Source organism: Paraniabella aurantiaca (genome assembly GCF_050309965.1).
In the GTDB taxonomy this organism is placed as follows: domain Bacteria; phylum Bacteroidota; class Bacteroidia; order Chitinophagales; family Chitinophagaceae; genus Niabella.
Genome location: NZ_JBLOSY010000003.1, coordinates 32,118 through 52,755, shown reverse-complemented (window position 1 = coordinate 52,755; position 20,638 = coordinate 32,118). Strand labels below are relative to the sequence as shown.

18 protein-coding genes are annotated in these 20,638 nt (G+C 40.8%); 12 read left to right on the top strand and 6 right to left on the bottom strand.

Annotated elements, in window-relative coordinates:
• Nucleotides 1-40 precede the first annotated feature (40 nt).
• Both ACLOAU_RS23440 and ACLOAU_RS23435 read right to left on the bottom strand, forming a co-directional pair.
• Nucleotides 41-583, bottom strand: a complete 543-nt coding sequence (locus tag ACLOAU_RS23440) for a DinB family protein (protein WP_427864357.1) — start codon at nt 581-583, stop codon at nt 41-43.
• Nucleotides 584-627: 44 nt separating this feature from the next.
• Entirely contained in the window at nt 628-1,167 is a 540-nt protein-coding gene (locus ACLOAU_RS23435) for a Crp/Fnr family transcriptional regulator (protein WP_427864356.1), read from the bottom strand.
• A 73-nt stretch (nt 1,168-1,240) separates the two neighbouring features.
• Between ACLOAU_RS23435 and ACLOAU_RS23430 the strand changes: the two genes are divergently transcribed.
• The 5 genes from ACLOAU_RS23430 (at nt 1,241) to ACLOAU_RS23410 (ending at nt 6,251) form a co-directional block, all read left to right on the top strand.
• On the top strand, nt 1,241-1,933 hold the full coding sequence (locus tag ACLOAU_RS23430) for a Bax inhibitor-1/YccA family protein (protein ID WP_427864355.1): 693 nt from the start codon (nt 1,241-1,243) through the stop codon (nt 1,931-1,933).
• A gap of 192 nt (nt 1,934-2,125) precedes the next feature.
• Entirely contained in the window at nt 2,126-3,934 is a 1,809-nt protein-coding gene (gene typA / locus ACLOAU_RS23425; protein WP_427864354.1) for a translational GTPase TypA, read from the top strand.
• A 226-nt stretch (nt 3,935-4,160) separates the two neighbouring features.
• The gene (locus tag ACLOAU_RS23420) at nt 4,161-5,288 is read left to right on the top strand and encodes an ATP-binding protein (protein WP_427864353.1); all 1,128 of its coding nucleotides are present in this window, start codon (nt 4,161-4,163) and stop codon (nt 5,286-5,288) included.
• A gap of 19 nt (nt 5,289-5,307) precedes the next feature.
• Nucleotides 5,308-5,520: a hypothetical protein gene (locus tag ACLOAU_RS23415; RefSeq protein WP_427864352.1), complete on the top strand. Its 213-nt coding sequence runs from the start codon at nt 5,308-5,310 to the stop codon at nt 5,518-5,520.
• 116 nt (nt 5,521-5,636) lie between these two features.
• Nucleotides 5,637-6,251, top strand: coding sequence for a hypothetical protein (locus tag ACLOAU_RS23410; protein ID WP_427864351.1), 615 nt, complete (start codon nt 5,637-5,639; stop codon nt 6,249-6,251).
• A gap of 207 nt (nt 6,252-6,458) precedes the next feature.
• Here the strand turns inward: ACLOAU_RS23410 and ACLOAU_RS23405 are convergent, their stop codons facing one another.
• Both ACLOAU_RS23405 and gcvH read right to left on the bottom strand, forming a co-directional pair.
• Nucleotides 6,459-6,842 (bottom strand): VanZ family protein, encoded by a 384-nt coding sequence (locus tag ACLOAU_RS23405; protein WP_427864350.1) that lies wholly within the window; start codon nt 6,840-6,842, stop codon nt 6,459-6,461.
• 28 nt (nt 6,843-6,870) lie between these two features.
• Nucleotides 6,871-7,248 (bottom strand): glycine cleavage system protein GcvH, encoded by a 378-nt coding sequence (gcvH, locus tag ACLOAU_RS23400; RefSeq protein WP_114792445.1) that lies wholly within the window; start codon nt 7,246-7,248, stop codon nt 6,871-6,873.
• 256 nt (nt 7,249-7,504) lie between these two features.
• Here gcvH and ACLOAU_RS23395 point away from each other — a divergent pair, with 256 nt between their 5' ends.
• The 4 genes from ACLOAU_RS23395 to ACLOAU_RS23380 all read left to right on the top strand — a co-directional run bounded on the left by ACLOAU_RS23395 (nt 7,505) and on the right by ACLOAU_RS23380 (nt 13,611).
• Complete coding sequence (locus ACLOAU_RS23395) at nt 7,505-9,946, top strand: TonB-dependent receptor domain-containing protein (protein ID WP_427864349.1); 2,442 nt, start codon at nt 7,505-7,507, stop codon at nt 9,944-9,946.
• A 223-nt stretch (nt 9,947-10,169) separates the two neighbouring features.
• Complete coding sequence (locus ACLOAU_RS23390; RefSeq protein WP_427864348.1) at nt 10,170-12,617, top strand: outer membrane beta-barrel protein; 2,448 nt, start codon at nt 10,170-10,172, stop codon at nt 12,615-12,617.
• A 166-nt stretch (nt 12,618-12,783) separates the two neighbouring features.
• Nucleotides 12,784-13,296, top strand: coding sequence for a hypothetical protein (locus tag ACLOAU_RS23385; protein WP_427864347.1), 513 nt, complete (start codon nt 12,784-12,786; stop codon nt 13,294-13,296).
• 93 nt (nt 13,297-13,389) lie between these two features.
• Nucleotides 13,390-13,611, top strand: a complete 222-nt coding sequence (locus ACLOAU_RS23380) for a hypothetical protein (RefSeq protein ID WP_427864346.1) — start codon at nt 13,390-13,392, stop codon at nt 13,609-13,611.
• A 27-nt stretch (nt 13,612-13,638) separates the two neighbouring features.
• Here ACLOAU_RS23380 and ACLOAU_RS23375 read toward each other — a convergent pair whose 3' ends face one another.
• Nucleotides 13,639-15,423 (bottom strand): AMP-dependent synthetase/ligase, encoded by a 1,785-nt coding sequence (locus ACLOAU_RS23375; protein WP_427864345.1) that lies wholly within the window; start codon nt 15,421-15,423, stop codon nt 13,639-13,641.
• 230 nt (nt 15,424-15,653) lie between these two features.
• Nucleotides 15,654-16,673 (bottom strand): tetratricopeptide repeat protein, encoded by a 1,020-nt coding sequence (locus tag ACLOAU_RS23370; protein ID WP_427864344.1) that lies wholly within the window; start codon nt 16,671-16,673, stop codon nt 15,654-15,656.
• 233 nt (nt 16,674-16,906) lie between these two features.
• Here ACLOAU_RS23370 and ACLOAU_RS23365 point away from each other — a divergent pair, with 233 nt between their 5' ends.
• The 3 genes from ACLOAU_RS23365 (at nt 16,907) to ACLOAU_RS23355 (ending at nt 20,633) form a co-directional block, all read left to right on the top strand.
• The gene (locus ACLOAU_RS23365; protein ID WP_427864343.1) at nt 16,907-18,607 is read left to right on the top strand and encodes an NAD+ synthase; all 1,701 of its coding nucleotides are present in this window, start codon (nt 16,907-16,909) and stop codon (nt 18,605-18,607) included.
• 89 nt (nt 18,608-18,696) lie between these two features.
• Complete coding sequence (locus tag ACLOAU_RS23360) at nt 18,697-19,698, top strand: AAA family ATPase (protein ID WP_427864342.1); 1,002 nt, start codon at nt 18,697-18,699, stop codon at nt 19,696-19,698.
• 62 nt (nt 19,699-19,760) lie between these two features.
• Nucleotides 19,761-20,633: a DUF58 domain-containing protein gene (locus tag ACLOAU_RS23355; RefSeq protein WP_427864341.1), complete on the top strand. Its 873-nt coding sequence runs from the start codon at nt 19,761-19,763 to the stop codon at nt 20,631-20,633.
• The last annotated feature ends 5 nt before the right edge of the window (nt 20,634-20,638 follow it).

The window sequence follows — 20,638 nt, the reverse complement described above, 5'->3', positions numbered from 1 at the left end:
TTCAAATATAAACATTCGCAAAGAATATGCCTTTCTGGCGCTATTGTATAGCTCTTGCTATTTGCTTTACATGTCTTTCGTTGTGGTAGATCACCACTCTTAATGTGTCTCCCAGCTTTAGTTTAATCAGGGAGGAGATACTGATAGAAGTTTTTATTGTATTGAGATTGACGCTCCGGCATTGTTGCAGTAAATCCAACATGGTTTGCAGCTGAAGCATAAAAGTGTCAATCACCGTCCGGTCGATAGGGCTATTCAAAGGATTCATTGCCGCGAATGTTTTCATTTTATTCAGCTTCTCTTTGGGTAGCATACTGTTGGCGAAATAGTTGCCCAGCCACCCGCTTTTGAATACAGGGACAGCCTCAGTCCTGGTTTCGGCTATCTGTCGGCTTATCTCCGGCAAATAAAAATGGCCATACCGGTTCAGATGTTCAATGCACTCCAATGCGCTCCAGCTGGTTGCATCGGCCTTTTGTGTTAACGCCTGATCCGGCAACGCTTTTAATTGTTGGATATAAGAAAGATGCTGCTTGGTTAAGTCGGTTAATTCATTTAATAATTGGGGTGACGCTATTTTCATACTGCAAAGATGAATGAGGCCGGGGAGGAAAACATTGACGGATATCAACGTTTTTTCAATCGGGATAATGTTTCAGGGCTCATGCGCAGGTAGGCAGCAATATATTTATTCGCTACCTCCTGGAATAGCTGCGGACTTCTCTTCAATACCCGCTCATAGCGTTCGCGGGGCGATTGTATCAGCAAATCCTTTTCGCGCTCCATCTGCTGAACCACCAGGTTCTCCAGCATTTTGGTCCATAATGCAGCTCCCTTTTCATTTTGCTCTATAAAGCGTATAAAAGATTTTTTGGTTACAATTTTAACCCTGCACTTTTTTATAGCCTGGATATAAAATTCAGAGGGGCTTTCTGTTAAAAATGAATCCAGCGATACAATGATATTGCCCTTATAGCCAAACCGAACAATACGTTCCTCTTCGCCATCTACAATATAGGCATATACAGTTCCTTCTTCTATATAATAAATATGAGTATCCGTAGAGCCTGCTTTCTTTAGGAAATCGCCCCTTTCCAGCATAATCGTCTTTTCGAATAAACCATTGGCATCCAATAATGCTGCTATATCGGCAGGAGAAAGTGACATCAGCAATCTTTTAATAATTAGTCTATTGTTGAATGAAATGTATTTTCTAATTTCACCAGCAAAATACTAATTTATGAATGAAGATGTAATGTTGGTATCAGAAGTCAGTGATGTAGAAAGAGCCGTTTTTTACAAAAAAACCTACCTGCATGTAGCAATGGCTATTCTATCTTTTATAGTGGTAGAAGGTTTTCTGTTAAGAGCCGTGCCTGAAGCACTTATTATGCAAATGATATCCGGTAAATTTATCTGGCTGTTTATTATCGGCCTGTTTTGGTTAGGTAGTATGCTGGCTGATAAGCTTGCTTTTTCTGTCAGCCGTAATACACAGTACCTCGGCCTTGGGCTATTTGTGCTGCTCGAAGCAGTTATCTTTCTTCCTATTCTCTATATCGCACTGGTGATGACTGATAGTGGCGCTATAGTTCAACAGGCAGCTGTAATTACCCTTTTTATGTTTGGCGGACTTACCGCGGTGGTTTTTATAACCAAAAAGGATTTCTCATTTTTAAGATCAGCACTGGTAATTGGCGGTTTTGTAGCTCTGGGGTTAATTGTTGCAGGCGCTATTTTTGGTTTTAACCTTGGTTTGTGGTTTTCTGTGGCAATGGTAGCGCTGGCTGCAGGTAGCATTTTATACCAAACCAGCGAGATAAAAAATAAATATGCTACGGGGCAATATGTAGGAGCCGCCTTACAACTTTTCTCCTCTGTAATGCTGCTGTTTTGGTATATTTTAAGAATTTTAATGTCTCGAAGAGACTAGCCGCCGGTTTTAAAATAACACAATGAAGCCCCGTTAGTTACGCTGGCGGGGCTTTAGCATTTAAAGTTATTTGTATATTAATAATGGGCTGTTTTAGGTTTAGCTCAATAAAAGCCGTACCTTTGCGGTTTTTTTGGGGGAGGTCTGTTTTTTCAATAGTTCTTTAAAACCCCCGAATTTCAACCCCAAGGCATGAATTTAAGAAACATAGCTATTATAGCACACGTAGACCACGGTAAAACTACCCTGGTAGATAAAATATTACACGCTACCAAGGTGTTCCGCGATAACCAGGATACAGGCGAGCTGATCATGGACAGCAACGACCTGGAACGCGAACGTGGTATTACTATTTTTAGTAAAAATGCGTCGGTTACTTATAAAGACATGAAAATCAATGTCATAGATACACCTGGTCACGCCGATTTCGGTGGTGAGGTTGAACGTGTATTGAAAATGGCTGATGGTGTAATTCTGTTAGTAGATGCTTTTGAGGGGCCTATGCCGCAAACTCGTTTCGTACTGCAAAAAGCTTTAGCCCTTGGATTAAAACCAATTGTAGTAATTAATAAAGTTGATAAACCTAACTGTCGTCCAGACGAAGTACATGATGCGGTTTTCGACCTGTTTTTCCACCTGGATGCTACAGAAGAACAGCTGGATTTTCCAACCTACTATGGTTCGGGTAAAAATGGCTGGTTCAACGACTCTTTAACAGAAATCGATAATATCAATCCTTTGTTGGATGGTATCATTAAATATGTACCACCTCCCCAAATTCATCACGGAACCCTGCAAATGCAGATCACTTCCCTGGATTATTCATCTTTCCTGGGGCGAATTGCTATTGGTAAAGTAGCCCGTGGTTCTATAAAAGAAAGTCAGCAGGTAGCTTTGGTACAGGCCGATGGAACTGTGAAAAAGATTCGTGTGAAAGAGTTGTATGTGTTTGAAGGAATGGGTAAGAAAAAAGTAGCTGAAGTACATGCAGGTGATCTGTGTGCTGTAGTTGGTATAGAAGATTTCAATATCGGTGATACCATTGCAGATGTTGAAAATCCGGAAGCATTACCGGTTATCAGCGTTGATGAACCAACAATGAACATGTTGTTTGGTATCAATAACTCTCCATTTTATGGTAAAGATGGTAAATTCGTTACCAGCCGTCACCTGCGTGACAGGTTAACTAAAGAAATGGAGAAAAACCTGGCATTGCGCGTTGAAGAAAGTGAAGGTGGTGAGAGTTTCCTGGTGTATGGCCGTGGTATCCTGCACCTGGGTGTATTGATCGAGACTATGCGTCGTGAAGGATATGAGTTAACCGTAGGTCAGCCGCAGGTATTGGTAAAAACAATAGATGGTAAAAAATACGAGCCATACGAAACTTTGGTAGTTGACGTGCCTGAAGAGTTTGCAAGTAAGGTAATCGACTTGGTTACACGGCGTAAAGGCGAAATGCTGATCATGGAAACCAAAGGTGAAATGCAGCATTTGGAGTTTGATATTCCTTCACGCGGATTGATTGGTTTACGTACACAAATGTTGACAGCTACCACAGGTGAAGCTGTAATGGCACACCGTTTTAACGACTATCAACCCTGGAAAGGTGCAATCCCAGGCAGAAACAATGGTGTATTGATCTCTAAGAACCAAGGTAAAACTACCGGATATTCTATCGATAAATTGCAGGATCGCGGTACCTTCTTTGTAGATCCGGGTGAAGAAGTTTATGCAGGTCAGATATTGGCAGAGAACATTAAGCCTGGCGATCTGATCGTTAATGCTACAGAAGAAAAGAAATTAACCAACCACCGCGCCAGCGGTAGCGATGATGCTACACGTATTGCTCCTAAAACATTACTTACTTTGGAAGAGTGTATGGAGTACATCCAGCATGATGAGTGTATTGAAGTTACACCTAACTTTATACGCATGCGTAAAGTAATACTGGATGAGATTGAGCGTAACAGGCAGGCGAAAAAAATGGCTGCTGAAGCATAATATTGTAATTCAAACTTTTATAAGTGAAATCCTGGCATTGGCCGGGATTTTTTTATGTTGTAAGATGTAAATTCCGTCAGTATGTTGACTGAATTAATGTAAATTCCGTCAGTTTGTTAACTGGATTAATGTAAATTCCGTCAGTTTGTTAACTGGATTAATGTAAATTCCGTCAGTATGTTGACTAAATTAATGTAAATTCCGTCAGTTGTGTTATCTTTGAATAATGTTACAACGTGCTTTGTTCGAGAAAATATTGTCTGACTGTTCCCGGCAAAAAGTGTCTTTGCTGGTGGGCGCCCGGCGTGTTGGCAAAACAGAGTTGTTATTAAAAATAAAAGAACATCTTTCCGGTGACTGTATCTGGCTGAACGGCGAAGATGAGGATACTGAACTTATTTTAAAGGAAAGGACAGTTGCCAATTACAGGCGACTTTTAATGAACAAAAAGTTGCTGATCATTGATGAAGCACAATATATACCCGATATAGGGAGGAAGGTAAAGCTAATGATCGATGAAATAAAACCCCTGCACATTATCATTACCGGCTCCAGCAGTTTTGATTTGCAGCAAACAGCCGGCGAGCCGCTGGTGGGGCGTACTATAACGAATATTATGTACCCGGTTGCACAAATGGAGTTGAGTGCAACGGAAAATGCCTTGCAAACCAAACAAAATCTTGCAGATCGATTGATTTTCGGCAGCTATCCCGAGGTGTTGGGTCTTTCATCCATCCCCGAAAAGCAGCAATACCTCAAAGAGTTGGTGAATACCTACCTGCTAAAAGATATTTTAGCTTTCGAAGATATCCGGAACCCGCAAAAAATGAAGGACTTGCTGACATTACTGGCTTTCCAGATTGGTAAAGATGTATCCCTGGAAGAGCTGGGAAGAGATCTGGGGATGAGTAAAAATACAGTGGAGCGCTATCTTGATTTGTTAAGTAAAGTGTTTGTTATTTACAAACGGGGCGGGTATAGCAAAAATCTCCGTAAGGAAATCGTGAAAAGTAACCGCTGGTATTTTACAGACAACGGCGTGCGCAACGCCCTCCTGAACAATTTTAATTTATTGCCTTTGCGGCAGGACATTGGTTTGCTTTGGGAGAATTATATTTTAAGCGAGCGAATGAAATATAACAGCTACCAATCGCGGATCGTGAACAGTTATTATTGGAGAACTTACGATCAGCAGGAGATTGATTTAATTGAAGAGGAGAATAATATGATAGAAGCTTTTGAAACAAAATGGAAGGAGAAGCCGGTTAAAATACCAGCTGCATTTGCTAAGGCTTATGCGGGCTCCGGCTTCCAGGTTATTCATCAAAATAATTACCTGTCATACATTACATAAAGCGTAATTTTGCCTCCTGATGAAAAGAATTGTTGTAATTTTTATTTTTTTGCTATCAGCTTTAGGTGTTTTTGCACAATGTTCTATTTGTACCAAAACGGCACAGCAGTTAGGTGATGGACCAGCACATGGCATGAACAGCGGCATCATTTACCTCGCTTTTATTCCTCTTTTAGTTATTGGCATTGTAGGATACCGTTGGTGGAAAAGTGAGAAGGCTTCCCGCAAATAGCCGTTCGTGGAATAAAAGATAGCATTAGTCGATTTTTTCAAAGTGGTACAGGAAATAGTTGCAAATTGCCCTGCAATAGATCAACCCGTTTTTTAATCATTTTAAAATATCATCCAATGCTTGAGCAAATCCTGGACCTCGTTAAGCAACAAGGTCAACAATCTGTGGTACAAAACACCGAAGTACCTAACGAAAAAAATAATGAGGTTATGATGGAAGCTGCCAGCACCATAACCGGCGGTCTCCAAAATATGCTGAGCGGTGGCGGTTTGCAGAACATTATTTCGATGTTTTCCGGCGACCAGTCGCAAGGGCGCAATGGCATACTGGGTAATCCTGTTACCAGTATGATGGTAGGGCACCTTGCTAATAACCTGATGAAAAAAATGAACCTTAGTCCTGCAGTTGCCAACACGGTTGCTAACAATATTATTCCAGGTGTATTAAACAGTTTGGTAAGCAATACCCGCAGCAGCGATCCTGCTAATGCCGGATTCAATCTCAATAATCTGATCGGTGAGTTAACTGGTGGCAGCAAAGCGGCTCCTCAAACAAGCGGTGTTGATTTCCAGGGACTCATAGGGCAATTAGGAGCTGATACTAATGGCGATGGTAAAGTAGATCTGTCCGATATCATAGGCGCCGTAAGTCGTCAGTCTCAAAACCAGCAACAAGCGCAACGTCAGAGTGGTGGCGGTATTGCAGATTTAATTCAGGGATTTTTCAAATAGACTTATTTTATAAGAAATTGGCATAGTTTCTGCTATTATTTATGTAGTTCTTTATTCACAGAAATTATTAAAAAAGGCTTTTAAATTACTTTAACAAGTCTTACAAAATAAAAAATAGTCTTGTGCGTTTTTAATGTATAAGATTTAAGATAGTCAATTTTCTCATAAGCAGTTAGTTTTGGTTGCGACCCCTGTTTCCACAGGGGTCTATTTTTTTGCAAATACTTTAAGGCTGAAGAGTAAACCGATGATAGCACCGGCAGCGTCGGCAACCACATCCCACAAATCATAGTCGCGATTAGGTACCAGGTATTTTTGAACCAGTTCCATCGCGTAACCCAGCAGGATGCCTCCCAGGGTTACCCATATAAAGCTCCGGGCCAGGTTAGCGTGGTTCTTTTTTAAACTAAGAGCCCAGCACCATAATATCACGAATAGCGCAAAAATGCCCATATGCACCCATTTATCAAAATGGGGAATACTCAAAAAAGATGATTCCTCCGGGAGGTCAGAGCCTGGTATCGATAGCAGTAAAATAACAATGGCCGACCAAAAAAGGGCCGGCCAAAAACTATTCAGTAATTTTTTCAAAACTGTTGTATTTAATAAAATGAGCAGGTTATCCCGTAACGGCTTCATAGCCTGCCGCATCCAGCAAGCCATCTACATCAGCAGGATTGTCTACAGTCATTTTTATCATCCATCCTTCACCATAGGGATCTGTATTCACCAATTCAGGGGCGTTGCCTAAAGCAGGATTTAACTCGTTAATAGTTCCGTCTACAGGCAGATATAAGTCGGATACTGTTTTAACCGCTTCTACAGTGCCAAAAACTTCGTTTGCTTTTAGCGCTTTTCCTATTGTTTCTACTTCAACAAAAACAATGTCGCCCAACTCACGCTGCGCAAAGTCTGTAATGCCTATAGTTGCAATATTGCCTTCCAGCTTAATCCATTCGTGGTCTTTTGTGTAGCGCAATGTATCAGGATAACTCATAGCTATTTAATTATTTAATTTTTGAAATACAAATATGGGTAAAAGCTTTGAATTTATATTTAATAAAAGGGTATAAATGTCTTAATTTTTTTATTTGTAACATTTAAGCTTTTCATCCGAATTATACTAAATGTGAAATACTGCCAAACCATTTAAATGTTGTTTCATCACTTTTAACGGGCGTTTTATACCATTTACCGTAAAATGCTTTGCGACGGATAGGGGTGAGGATAGTTTTGCTGCACAAACCAATTTTATGCGATCATTATTTTTATCACTGTTTTTTACTGGTACCGCCTATTTTGCCAACGCGCAAACGGTAGCCGGAAAAATCACTGATGCTGAAGCCAAACCATTACCTAATGTTTCTGTATCCCTTTTAAAGGCGGCTGATTCCGCGTTGGTAAAAATGAGTCTTACAGACAAAGATGGCGGATATCAGTTCGAAAAAACCGGAGAAGGCCAATACCTGGTCATGGCCACCAATGTGGGATATGTACCTGTGTATTCCCCACTTATTGCACATAAAACGACTCAGGACAGTAAACAGGATATCATATTGGAAAAAAACAGTACACAGATGGCGGGGGTGGTTGTTACGGCCAAACGTCCGATGGTAGAAGTGAAGGCAGGTAAAACAATTGTGAATGTAGATGCATCGCCCACCAATGCAGGTTTGAATGTTCTGGAGATCCTGGAAAAATCCCCTGGAGTGTCGGTAGATAACGACGGAAATATCAGTGTGAAAGGTAAAGGAGGTGTTTTGGTATTGATTGATGATAAGCCTACTTACATGAGTGCTACACAGCTGGCTACTTTTTTGAGGAGTTTGCAGGCGAGCGGACTGGATAAGATCGAAATTATGACGAATCCGCCGGCTAAATATGATGCGGCGGGGAACTCGGGTATTATCAATATTAAAACGAAGAAAGGCACCATTAAGGGTATGAACGGGAATGCCAACCTGAATTATGCCAGTGGTTTCTATTCCCGCTACAACGGCGGTTTGAATCTTAATTACCGGAATAATAAGGTGAATCTTTTTGGTAGTTATAATGGCGGGCACTGGGCTAATAAGAGCACACTAACGCTTGACAGGAAGTTTTTAGCAGAAGATAACACCACGCTTAAAGGCTCTTCAGACCAGGTTTCTGAAAGAAATAATGGTGGAGATTATCATAATGCTAAACTAGGTATGGATTACTACTTCAATAATAAAAACGTAGCAGGCGTAGTAATAAACGGGAATTTTGGTAACTGGAAAGAAACGCAAAACAGCAACTCTAATTTGCGTGATGAAGTGGGAGACATAGAGTCCAGGATCAAATCCCTGGCGATCAACAAAACGAATTCCAATAATATTTCCACCAATCTTAATTATAAACATACTTTCGATTCCGCCGGTCATGAGCTGAGTGTGGACTTTGACCAGGCTTATTATAAAAACCAGGGTAATACCTATTTACTAACAAAACCACTTGATGCAGCAGGGAAGCAATCCTATATAGATATTTTTCTTTTAGGAGATATTCCCTCTGAGATCAATATCTATAGCGGTAAAATAGATTATGTAAAATCTTTATCTAAATTTTTAAAGGTTGAAGCAGGACTTAAATCAAGCTTTGTAAATACTGATAACAGGGTAATGTACACCCGCAAAGACAGTATGGACTGGATGAATGATGTCAAACGAAGCAATCACTTTATATATAAAGAGAATATCAATGCGGCTTATGCAATCTTTTCTTCGACCATTAAGAAGTGGGAATTAACTGCAGGATTAAGGGTGGAGAATACAGTTGCTAAAGGGCATCAAATGCAAAATGATTCGTCTTTCTCAAGAAATTATACAAACCTTTTCCCAAATGCCGGTGTAACATTTAATGCAAGTGAAGCACACCAGCTGAGCCTGAGCTATAGCCGCCGCATTACCCGGCCCGACTATGATGATCTGAACCCATTCGTGTTTTTTCTGGACTCTTTAACCTATGGCCAGGGTAATCCTTATCTGCAACCACAGTTTACAAACAACCTGGAGTTGAGCCATACTTTTAAAAGAGTATTGACTACTACGATCAATTATACACAAACCAATGACATTATAGCCGAAATGCTGAAGCAGGATACGGAGAACAAGATCACTTTTCAAACCAAAGAAAATTTCAGTAAAATGAAACAGCTTGGGTTAGCGGTTTCATTGAATATGCCGGTAGTAAAATGGTGGACATTAAATTTATATGCAAACGTATTCAATAATCATTATACGGGTATCTATAGCAACGGCAAACGCAATGATCCTGTAGATATTCAGCTAACCGGATTTACGGGTAATATGGCCAATACATTTACATACGGAAAGGGATGGTCTTCTGAGATCAGCGGATGGTATGGTACCCGGTTTATGGAAGGGTTAATGGTAAGCGGACAGATGGGCGCGTTAAATGCTGCCCTGGCGAAGGAAGTGCTGAAAAAGAAAGGAACCGTAAAGCTGGGTGTAAGAGATATTTTCAGAACGCAGATTTTTAACGGGTACGCCAAGTATAGTGACGTGGATGTGGATATCCAGAATAAGCGGGATAGCCGGCAGTTTACGCTCACCTTCAATTACAGGTTTGGAAACAATAAAGTAGCGCCTACCAGAAGACGCACGGGCGGTGCCGGTGACGAGCAGAACCGGGTAAAAAGCGGAGGAAATTAAAATTTCGTTATATGTTTTTCTTAAGCTGCTGCATTGCCGGCAGCTTTTTTATTTATAATCAGATTTTTAAACAACTACGGTGTTTGCTATAGTTGTTTTAGATGTTTAACCGGTAAGTATTGCCATTTAACCGAGTTTTTTTACCATTTATCGGCAACTGCTTTTACAGGTTCTTTTTTACAGATAGGTTTGCAGATCGAAATTATCAAATCAAAGTTTTTTTATGAGAATTCTAGTGTTGGTCTTATGTTTCAGTATACTACAAACTACTGCGAACGCACAAAAAATATCCGGAACAGTTAAGGATGCGGATAACAAACCTTTAAATGCAGCTACCGTTACTTTGCTGAAAGCGGCAGACAGCTCCATTACAAAGCTCAATGCTTCAGACAAAAGCGGCAGCTATTCGTTTGAGCACATCGAACCGGGAAAATATAGGGTATTGGCAACAGCCGTGGGGTACACAAAGGCCTACAGCGCTGCTTTTGAGCTTACCGGGACTGATAAAATTGTACCAGACATTACCCTGGCTAAGGTTGCCACTGAAATGTCGGCTGTGGTGGTTACTGCAAGACGGCCGCTGATAGAAGTTAAAGCAGACAAAATGGTAGTGAATGTAGAAGGTACCGTAAATGCCACCGGTAATGACGGTATTGATCTTTTAAGAAGATCGCCGGGCGTTTTGGTAGACAAAGATGATAATATCAGCATGTCTGGCAAAAACGGTGTAGAGGTTTATATTGATGGTAAACCCAGTCCTTTAAAAGGCAGTGATCTTGCTAATTATCTTCGTTCCTTGCAGTCATCAAGCATTGAGAGTATCGAGCTGATCACTAATCCCGGTGCACGTTACGAGGCATCTGGTAATGCGGGTATTATTAATATCAAATTGAAAAAAGACAAAGCGCTGGGTACCAACGGAACGGTTAACGCCGGTTACAATATAGGTGTATTTGGTAAATACAATGGAGGCATATCACTCAACCATCGTAGCAAAAAGGCAAACTATTTTGGTAATTATAACTATAGCACCGGGCTCAATTATAACAAGCTGACACTGTACCGGGAGATTAAAGGTATTAGCCCGGCTAAGGATACAATTTTCGATCAGGTGTCCAATATGAAAAGCGAAAGGCAGGCACATGGTTTCAAAGCGGGCGTGGATTATTATTTGAATACCAAAAATACTTTAGGTGTTATTTTAAGTGGTAATATTTCTGATAACACAAACAGAACTACGGGGCCTATGACAATAACACCTAGAGGTGAGTCGACATACCGTATTCTCGAAGCAAACCCTGTAATGAAAGGCGACCGGAAGAACTACAATGCAAACGTGAACTATAAATATGCGGACACCGCCGGCCGTCAATTGAATATAGATTTAGATTATGGCCGTTATGAAAACTATACCAACCAGTATATTCCTAATATCTACTATAGTGGAGACCATGCTACAGAAGAATCAAGAAATATATACCGACTGGTTACGCCAACCGATATCAATATTTACTCGTTTAAGGCCGATTGGGAACAGAATTTTAAAAAAGGTAAATTGAGCTATGGTACTAAAATAGGGTTTGTAGAAACCTTCAATAACTTTAACCGTTTTGATGCTAACGGACCACAGGAGTTGCTGGACATCAAAGCATCTAATGTATTTGACTATACTGAAAATGTGAACGCGTTGTATGTAAATTACAATCGCCAGTTTAAAGGCTTTATGATACAGGTGGGATTAAGAGGAGAGAATACAAACTCTAACGGTGTGTCGAGCAGCCAGGTGTCAGCAGATTCTTCGGTAAAAAGAAGTTATACCGATCTGTTCCCCAGTGCAGCAATCACTTTCAATAAAAACCCGATGAGCCAGTGGAACTTTACTTTCAGTCGCCGTATTGACAGACCTAATTATAGTAACCTGAATCCTTTCAGGTTTGCGTTAAATGATTATACCTACCAGCAGGGTAATCCCTACCTGAGACCTCAATACACGAATAGCTTTGGTATTACGCATACGTTCAAATACAAACTGAATACTACGTTGAACTATAGTCATATCAAAGACATGTTTGCGCAGATACTGGATACGACAGAGGCAAGTAAATCTTTCCAGATTACCCGTAACCTGGCTACACAGGATGTGATCAGCCTGAATGTTAGCTATCCTTTTAGCTATAAAGCATTTACTCTTTTCTCTAATCTTAATTCCAATTATTCTATTTATAAAGCCAACTTCGGAGGCGGAGCCAGGGATATCCGTGAGGAAGTGTTTAGTTACACAGTCTATACACAGGGATCTTATAAGTTTGCCAAAACATGGACTGCCGAACTTACCGGTCTTTATATTTCTCCTTCTATCTGGCAGGGTATCTTCAGAAGTAAGGCAATGGGCTTTGTGGATGCAGGTATGCAAAAAACGATACTGCAGGGTAAGGGAACTGTTAAAGCAAGTGTGAGTGATATTTTCAGAACCATGCGTTTCAGGGGTGATGCTAATTATGCAGGTGCCATAAACAGGGTTGGTGCTAATTGGGAAGCACGCCAGTTTAAAATTAACTTCACTTACAGGTTTGGTAGCGCACAGGTTAAAACAGCCAGACAACGTAAAACAGGTTTGGAAGAAGAAAACAAACGTACAGGCGATGGTGGTGGAACACCAGGCCAGCAGTAATAAAAGCTTAGTTTTGTTGGTTTAGTAAAAAGTTGCCGGCTATTGTTGGCAACTTTTTTGCATTATAGAGGGTATGAAATGAGCCTTGGAAATTTTTGATACTCCCAATGAATGTTTATAGGGCGAATCACATCTGGCCATTAAAAAATAACAAAATGATAAACAGATGAAATACCCTTTATTTTTTTTAATAGCAGCGGGTTGGTTATTGGGCTGTAACAATGCATCCAACCTGGGCAAAACGGGAGAAGATAGTGATTCCGTTGGCAGTGTGGCTGCTGCAAGAGATTCTATTGTAGTGCTGGATAGTATTACTTCGGCTGATACCACCTCTGCTATGTTACCGGGGGATGATCCTGTGATACAGGTGACTGTTCCTGCAGAAACTTTGCCTGTCACCCGCCTGCAACGAACTATTACCTCCGATATGCAATCCATTCGTTTGTCAGTAACCGATTTGGATGTGGGGCAGTTGAGAGTTAGCATTACACATAGTAAGCCAGACGCTAATATCCGTATCAGTCAGGTTATAAGACCCGATGGAAGTATGGATGGCCCGTATGGGCAGCAGTTGGTATACGATATTAAGCAAAGAGGTACCTACACTATCATTATTAACAAAAGCAATATGGCGTCAGGAACGCAGGTGGGTGATGTTTTTATTACGCTAGAGCGGTAGTTAATTAGGTATGATAATTGTTTTATTGATATATGAAGGGTTGGTCTTGAATAGTTTAACCCGCTTTATTTTATAATATAAAATTTAAAAAATATGGAAGACAAGAATTTAAAGGACGAGGAGCTGAAAAAGAATAAAAAAACAGATGAGCATGCAGATGCAGCAGTAAAGCCCGATCCTGAAACATTAGGTAAAACAGACCCCCAGGAGGATATGGAGGGACCCGTATCTTCTTTGATGCAAAAGGGAAGTAAGGTAATGGAAAGTAAAGAAAATAAGGAAGATGCCAGCAAAAGGCACGACGATAACATGTAGCATGCGATAATGCATAGAGCTAGTGCTCTATGCATATATATCTTCAATATTGTTTTTATATTTTTCCATAATTACTTTGCGCTTCAGGCTCATTTTCGGAGTCATTTCTCCGCCATCTACGCTCCAGTCGGTAGATAGTAAGGCAAATTTTTTAATTTGCTCAACGTGATTGAAATTGACATTATGATGATCGATCACGGACCTGAAAAGGTCATGTACTTTTTGATCTTTAACAATTTCGGCGTTGCTCATGTCCTGTATACCATTTTCCCTCATCCAATCCCTCACAGCCGTAAAAGAAGGAATGATCAAGGCACTTACAAATTTTCTTTCACTACCTAAAACAATAATCTGCTCAATAAATTTGCTTTCCTTCATTTTGTTTTCGATAGGTTGCGGTGCTACATATTTGCCGCCACTTGTTTTAAACAGTTCTTTCTTGCGATCTGTTATTTTGTAGAAGCGATCTTCAATGATAGTGCCGATATCGCCCGTATGCAGCCACCCGTCTATAATAACTTCTGCTGTTAACTCGGGATGTTTATAGTAGCCCTGCATAACACTGGCGCCTCTTACCAGGATCTCGCTATCTTCTGCCAATCTCACCTCGATGCCGTCAATAGGCGGACCTACTGTACCAAAAAAGGTTTCATTGTTTTGCTTGCGGTTTACACATATCACCGGACTGTTTTCTGTTGGTCCATAACCTTCGTATATAGGAATGCCTGCTGCATTAAAGATGCGTAACAATTTTTCGGAGGCAGCAGCACCGCCTGTGATGATAAAGCTGATATTTCCTCCAAGGGCTTCCCGCCATTTGCTGAATACCAGCTTCCTGGCAATACTTAGCTTCAACGAATACAGGCCTCCCGGCGGTGTCCGGTTATCATACTTTAAACCCAGCGCCACGCTCCAGGCAAATAAAGATTTTTTAATACCGCTTAGTTCATTGCCCTTGGCCATTATCTTCTCATATACCTTTTCCAATAAGCGGGGTACTGTTGTAAAACCATCAGGTTGTATTTCTCTTAAATTATCTGCAATGGTTTCCAGGCTTTCTGCGTAATAAATAGATATACCACTGAAGAGGTAGATGTAGCTCACCATTTTTTCAAAAATATGGTTCAGTGGCAGAAAGCTCAGCACCTTGGTCTGCGGCTGATCAGGAAAAGGAAAACTGGCTTTTGAGAAAAAAACATTGCTAACAATATTGCTGTGGCTCAGCATAACCCCCTTTGGTGTGCCGGTAGTGCCACTGGTATATATAATTGTAGCTGTATGTGTGTTGGGGATTTCCTGTTTGATCGCTTTCACCTGTTGCAATAGCTGTTCGGAAGCCAGGTTGAGTAGCTCAGAATAATGCGCCGCTCCCTCAATTTTATCGAAAGTATAAATGCCTTTTAAGTAGTCACTTTTTAGTGATTGTATCTTAGTGAGCAGCTCTTCACTGCTGACAAAAATGTATTTGGCCTCCGACTCATTCAGGATATATTCCAATTCTTGTGCACTGGTAGTGGGATACATCGGAATAAGTATAGCGCCAATTTGCTGAACGGCCAGATCGGTAAAGATCCACTCAGGCCGGTTATTGCTGATAATGGCTATTTTATCGCTGCCCTCCGCCGTGAAATTATTACCGCTTACACCTTTTGCCAGAAGCCCTGCTGATAGCCGATCCGCGATGCCTGCTACATCCCGGGTGGAATAGGCTTTCCACTGGCCGTTTTCCTTTGCGTTGAGCATATCATTTTTAGGAAAATTTTTCAACTGGTGGCCTACGGCGTCAAACAATCGGTATTCTGGATAATTCATTCAAATGTTTTTTTACTTTTCTTACGGCTAACGATAGGTACATGATGAGTTTTCTTTCACAATCCGCGACATTCTCACATGGCAATTAACATGACAAAAATCAAACTATTTAACAGACAAGTTAAGAAAAATAGTTTAAAATAAATCGGTTTACCCGCTCAATATCTGGTGATAAAACATAAAAAAACCACCTGCTGGCCAGGTGGTTCCTATTTATTCATTTAAGCATTTTATTTCAACGCGTAACTTTGTCCTGCAGGCATTTTAAATATCCTGGAGGTGTGAAAAGCAGTAAACTTATCATACTCTTCTTTATGTGTCTGTACCCATTTTTCAAAACCGGCCTGGTTATCTACAGGACCAAACATCCATTGATTATAAGAGTCAAACAGTCCATCCTTCATCAATTGTTGGTGATAATCAAATAAACGGAAGGGAAAGCTTTTGGCATAGGATGCATTCCAGTCTAGTATAAAACGGGTACGTATCATAGCAAGGCTCTCAGGAGTAATTCCCTGTGCCGATATACCTGATTGTTTTGCGAAAGTTTCAATTACTGCTTTTGCAAAAGCATTTTTTTGATTGGCCGCATCAGCTTTCAGGTTATTAGAAATAAATAATTTCTGTTTATAAGCGTCCAGCACCATTTTCTTAATACTGTTGGATTTTGGATTTAGGCTTTCCATATTGGCATAAATCTCACCATAAATAATTGCCCATATTTTATCATCCTGTTGTTTGTAGTAATAAACAGCAGCATTATAATAGTTGCCTCCGTATGATGGTGCCACTTGTATACCTTTTAGCCATTGGTCAATAGCACCCAAAGGATTTTTTAATATGTCTAATAACTCACCATAATCGTTATGCAGCGGACCGTTGTTAGGAAAATCTTTCAAGCCCTCTTTATACATTCTTTCCGCCTCTTTATAATTTTCCTGCGCCTTATAAACATTACCAGCCAGCTGGTAAGCCGACGGGTCGCAATCAGGACTTGCAATTACCGGTTTAATAGTTTCCAGCGCTTTTGTGTAATCTTTTTTATAATAATAGGCCAGAGCAAGATCTTTCTGAAGATCAATATCGTTTATGTTGCTCTCTCTGGCTTTGGTTAACACCAAAACAGCATTATCCAGGTCGCCGGACTGCATAAAATTGCGCGCCCGCTGACGCTCGGAAGAAATAGTATTTTGAGCGGTTAATGTTATACAAGCAGATATAAATAAGCTTGTTACAAATAGTTTTTTCATTCAATACAAATTTTGATACCAAAAAAGGCAAAAAGCAAGCCGAAAAATAGCGGCTGTGCCCATTAGAGATGCAAAAGTAGGCGAAAGGGTGGCAGGTTCGGAAAATTTTCTTTGAACGGGCTTTTTTTGGGGCGATTATTGAATATACATAATCGTTTGAATGTTAAAACATTTGGAAAGCGAATGCTTTTTATAGGTAGAAAGCTACATTTGTAAGTATTAAAAAGGATCAGATGAAGATTGCATTAGCGCAACAGAATTATCATATTGGAAATTTCGAATCCAACGCAAATAAAATTATTGATGCCATTAAACTGGCCAAAGAAGCCGGCGCAGAACTGGTTGTATTTTCTGAGCTATGTATTTGTGGTTACCCGCCGAGGGATTTTTTGGAGTTTGAAGATTTTATCAACCAATCTTACGCTGCCATTGATTTAATTAAAGAACATGCTGATACAATAGGGGTATTGATAGGTGCCCCGGCCAGGAATCCTGATCCACAGGGAAAAGATCTCTTTAATGCAGCTTTTTTATTATATGATAAAAAGGTGCAGGGAGAAGTACATAAAACCTTGCTGCCTACTTACGATGTATTTGATGAAGGACGCTATTTTGAGCCGGCTTATAGCTGGAATGTACTGGAATTTAAAGGTAAAAAGCTGGCTGTTACTATATGTGAGGATATCTGGAATATGGGCAGCAACCCGCTATACAGGACTACCCCAATGGAAGAACTGATCGGCTTTGCACCTGATGTTATGATAAATCTTTCTGCTTCTCCCTATAACTATGCGCAGGATATTGTACGCAATAGTATTGTAAAGGCTCATACGTTAAAGTATCAATTGCCTATGTTGTATTGCAATACTGTTGGGTCGCAAACAGAGATTGTTTTCGACGGAGGAAGCCTCGTGTACGATGATGCGGGCAATAAGGTAGGGGAACTGAAATACTTTGCCGAGGACTTTCAGGTATTTGATCTGGAGCAACTGGTAAATAAGCAAGCAGTTGGCGAGCAGGATGTGACCGTTTACTATGCAGCTTCTGAGGTTGGTGTTGGGAGAAATGTATTGGAGTACCTGGCCGATGGAAAGAGTATTGAAGAAATATATGCCGCCCTTGTATTAGGTATTAAAGATTACTTTACTAAAATGGGTTTCAAGAAAGCCATAATTGGTTCCAGCGGTGGTATAGATAGCGCTGTTACAATTGCTTTAGCAGTAGAAGCGCTGGGTAAAGAAAATGTGCATGCAGTTTTAATGCCGTCTCACTACTCTACTTCTCATTCCGTAAGCGATGCAGAGCAGTTGAGCCGCAACCTGGATAATCCTTATAACATCATTGCTATAAAAAATATTTATGATGCTTTCTTAACGGAGCTGGACCCTTTGTTTAAAGGCCTGCCGTTCAGTGTAGCTGAAGAGAATATACAAAGTCGAACCAGGGGTAACCTGCTGATGGCTATCGCTAATAAGTTTGGTTATATTCTTCTGAATACATCGAATAAAAGTGAGCTGGCAACCGGCTATGGAACCCTTTACGGAGATATGGCAGGCGGGTTAGGCGTATTAGGCGATGTTTATAAAACACAGGTATATGCACTAGCCCGTTACATCAACAGGGATAAAGAGATCATCCCTGAACATATTATTACCAAGGCGCCGTCGGCCGAATTAAGACCTGATCAAAAAGACAGCGATAGTTTGCCGGAATATGACGAGCTGGACACCATTCTCTTTAAGTATATAGAAGAAAGAAAGGGGCCTAAGGAGCTTATTGCGCAAGGTTTTGACGAGGCCCTGGTAAAGCGCATTCTGAGAATGGTAAACATGAATGAATACAAACGTAATCAGTTTTGCCCCATCATACGGGTAAGCTATAAGGCGTTCGGTGTGGGCAGGCGTATTCCTATTGTGGCAAAATATTTGAGTTAAGCGCTACATTATTGGAGTGAAGATGGATCAAACAGGCTGGCGCCGATGCCATTACGTTCGCATACTAAGAACAATCAACACAATCAGATATGTTGAAAACAGCAGAAGATATAAAAATATTAAACGGAAAAATTGCTGAAGCAAGCAGTTTTGTCGACCGTCTTAAAGAAGAAGTAGGTCATATAATTGTTGGGCAGTCTCACATGCTGGACAGGTTATTAATTGGCCTGCTGAGTAATGGGCATGTACTGCTGGAAGGTGTACCGGGGTTAGCCAAAACATTAACGATAAAATCGCTGGCTACCGCCATACAGGCTAATTTCAGTCGTATACAATTTACTCCTGATCTTTTACCGGCAGATGTGATTGGTACACTGATCTATAATCAGCAGCAAAATGATTTTGTGGTACGTAAAGGACCCATTTTTGCCAACTTCATCCTTGCTGATGAAATTAACCGCGCGCCTGCCAAAGTGCAATCGGCATTGCTGGAGGCTATGCAGGAGCGACAGGTAACTATTGGGGATAAAACATATAAGCTGGAAGAGCCCTTTTTGGTTCTGGCTACTCAAAATCCGTTGGAACAGGAAGGTACTTACCCTTTGCCTGAGGCGCAGGTGGACCGGTTTATTATGAAGGTTATTGTGCGGTACCCTGAGATGCAGGAGGAGCAATTAATCCTGAGGTCGAATGTGCAATCGGTAAAGGCCCCGGAAATAAAGCCTGTGGTTACTATACAGGATGTGCTGTACGCAAGAGACCTGGTGCGTGATATCTACCTGGACGAAAAGGTGGAGCAATACATATTGGATATCATATTTGCTACGCGATACCCGGGCCGCTACGAATTAAAAAAGCTGGAGCCACTGATCGCGTATGGTGCATCGCCACGTGGGAGCATCAACCTGGCGCTGGCGGGAAAAGCAAGAGCCTTTTTAAACAAGAGAGGGTTTGTTATGCCGGAAGATATAAGAAGTATCGCGCATGATGTTCTACGACATCGTATCGGGCTCACTTATGAAGCGGAGGCCGAAAATATAAATGTGGAAAATATTATTGACGAGATCATAGGAAAAGTGAATGTACCGTAATTGGTTGACAAGTTGATTAGTTAACAAGTCAACCAGCAAACCAATCAACCAGTAAACAAAACATGCGGTCTACTACTGAAATATTAAAAAAAGTCCGTGAGCTGGAAATCAAAAGCAAGAAACTGGCCCGGGACCTGTTCTCGGGGGAGTATCATAGTGCTTTTAAGGGAAAGGGAATGTCTTTTAAAGAAGTGCGTGAGTACGCTGCAGGCGATGATATCCGGTTCATAGATTGGAATGTGTCGGCCAGGTTTGGCCATCCCTATAGTAAGATATTTGAAGAGGAGCGGGAGCTCACCGTAATGCTGCTGGTAGATATTAGTAATAGTTCTTTGTTTGGTACGCACTATGGGTTTAAGAGAGATCTTACTACCGAAATTGCGGCAGTGCTGGCCTTTTCAGCCGTGAGCAACGGGGATAAAGTGGGCGCTATCTTTTACAGCGATAAGATGGAATTATATATTCCTCCGAAGAAGGGACGCCAGCATGCTTTATTTATTGTTCGGGAAATATTAAGCCTGGAGGCAAAGGGTAAAGGTACCCGGTTGAATACAGCACTGAAATATTTTACCAATGCTATTAAGCAATCCAGTATCGCCTTTATATTAAGTGATTTTATCGATTCAAATTATGAAGATACCTTACGCGTTGTAGGCAAAAAGCATGATTTGATTGGTGTTAAAATATATGATCAGATGGATCAGGCTTTACCCAATGCTGGTTTGATGCAACTATTGGATGCAGAAACCGGTCAGACACAATGGTTGGATACAGGTAATGCCTATGTAAGGAAAATATATGAAGATCAGTTTTTTAATGCTACCGAATATAGTGTGAATGTATTTAAAAAGGCTGGTAGCGATTTGCTGCATATAAAAACCGGCGACGATTATGTGCGTGTATTACAACGTTTTTTTAAAAGCAGGATTAAATAGTTGAT

What these genes read in the sequence shown, in the direction of transcription:
- ACLOAU_RS23390 (WP_427864348.1), top strand. Translation starts at nt 10,170, where the DNA reads ATGAGAATTCTAGTGTTGGTCTTATGTTTCAGTATACTACAAACTACT.
- ACLOAU_RS23435 (WP_427864356.1), bottom strand. Translation starts at nt 1,167, where the DNA reads ATGTCACTTTCTCCTGCCGATATAGCAGCATTATTGGATGCCAATGGT.
- gcvH (WP_114792445.1), bottom strand. Translation starts at nt 7,248, where the DNA reads ATGAGTTATCCTGATACATTGCGCTACACAAAAGACCACGAATGGATT.
- ACLOAU_RS23410 (WP_427864351.1), top strand. Translation starts at nt 5,637, where the DNA reads ATGCTTGAGCAAATCCTGGACCTCGTTAAGCAACAAGGTCAACAATCT.
- ACLOAU_RS23440 (WP_427864357.1), bottom strand. Translation starts at nt 583, where the DNA reads ATGAAAATAGCGTCACCCCAATTATTAAATGAATTAACCGACTTAACC.
- ACLOAU_RS23375 (WP_427864345.1), bottom strand. Translation starts at nt 15,423, where the DNA reads ATGAATTATCCAGAATACCGATTGTTTGACGCCGTAGGCCACCAGTTG.
- ACLOAU_RS23415 (WP_427864352.1), top strand. Translation starts at nt 5,308, where the DNA reads ATGAAAAGAATTGTTGTAATTTTTATTTTTTTGCTATCAGCTTTAGGT.
- ACLOAU_RS23360 (WP_427864342.1), top strand. Translation starts at nt 18,697, where the DNA reads ATGTTGAAAACAGCAGAAGATATAAAAATATTAAACGGAAAAATTGCT.
- ACLOAU_RS23430 (WP_427864355.1), top strand. Translation starts at nt 1,241, where the DNA reads ATGAATGAAGATGTAATGTTGGTATCAGAAGTCAGTGATGTAGAAAGA.
- ACLOAU_RS23395 (WP_427864349.1), top strand. Translation starts at nt 7,505, where the DNA reads ATGCGATCATTATTTTTATCACTGTTTTTTACTGGTACCGCCTATTTT.
- ACLOAU_RS23370 (WP_427864344.1), bottom strand. Translation starts at nt 16,673, where the DNA reads ATGAAAAAACTATTTGTAACAAGCTTATTTATATCTGCTTGTATAACA.
- ACLOAU_RS23355 (WP_427864341.1), top strand. Translation starts at nt 19,761, where the DNA reads ATGCGGTCTACTACTGAAATATTAAAAAAAGTCCGTGAGCTGGAAATC.
- ACLOAU_RS23380 (WP_427864346.1), top strand. Translation starts at nt 13,390, where the DNA reads ATGGAAGACAAGAATTTAAAGGACGAGGAGCTGAAAAAGAATAAAAAA.
- ACLOAU_RS23365 (WP_427864343.1), top strand. Translation starts at nt 16,907, where the DNA reads ATGAAGATTGCATTAGCGCAACAGAATTATCATATTGGAAATTTCGAA.
- typA (WP_427864354.1), top strand. Translation starts at nt 2,126, where the DNA reads ATGAATTTAAGAAACATAGCTATTATAGCACACGTAGACCACGGTAAA.
- ACLOAU_RS23420 (WP_427864353.1), top strand. Translation starts at nt 4,161, where the DNA reads ATGTTACAACGTGCTTTGTTCGAGAAAATATTGTCTGACTGTTCCCGG.
- ACLOAU_RS23385 (WP_427864347.1), top strand. Translation starts at nt 12,784, where the DNA reads ATGAAATACCCTTTATTTTTTTTAATAGCAGCGGGTTGGTTATTGGGC.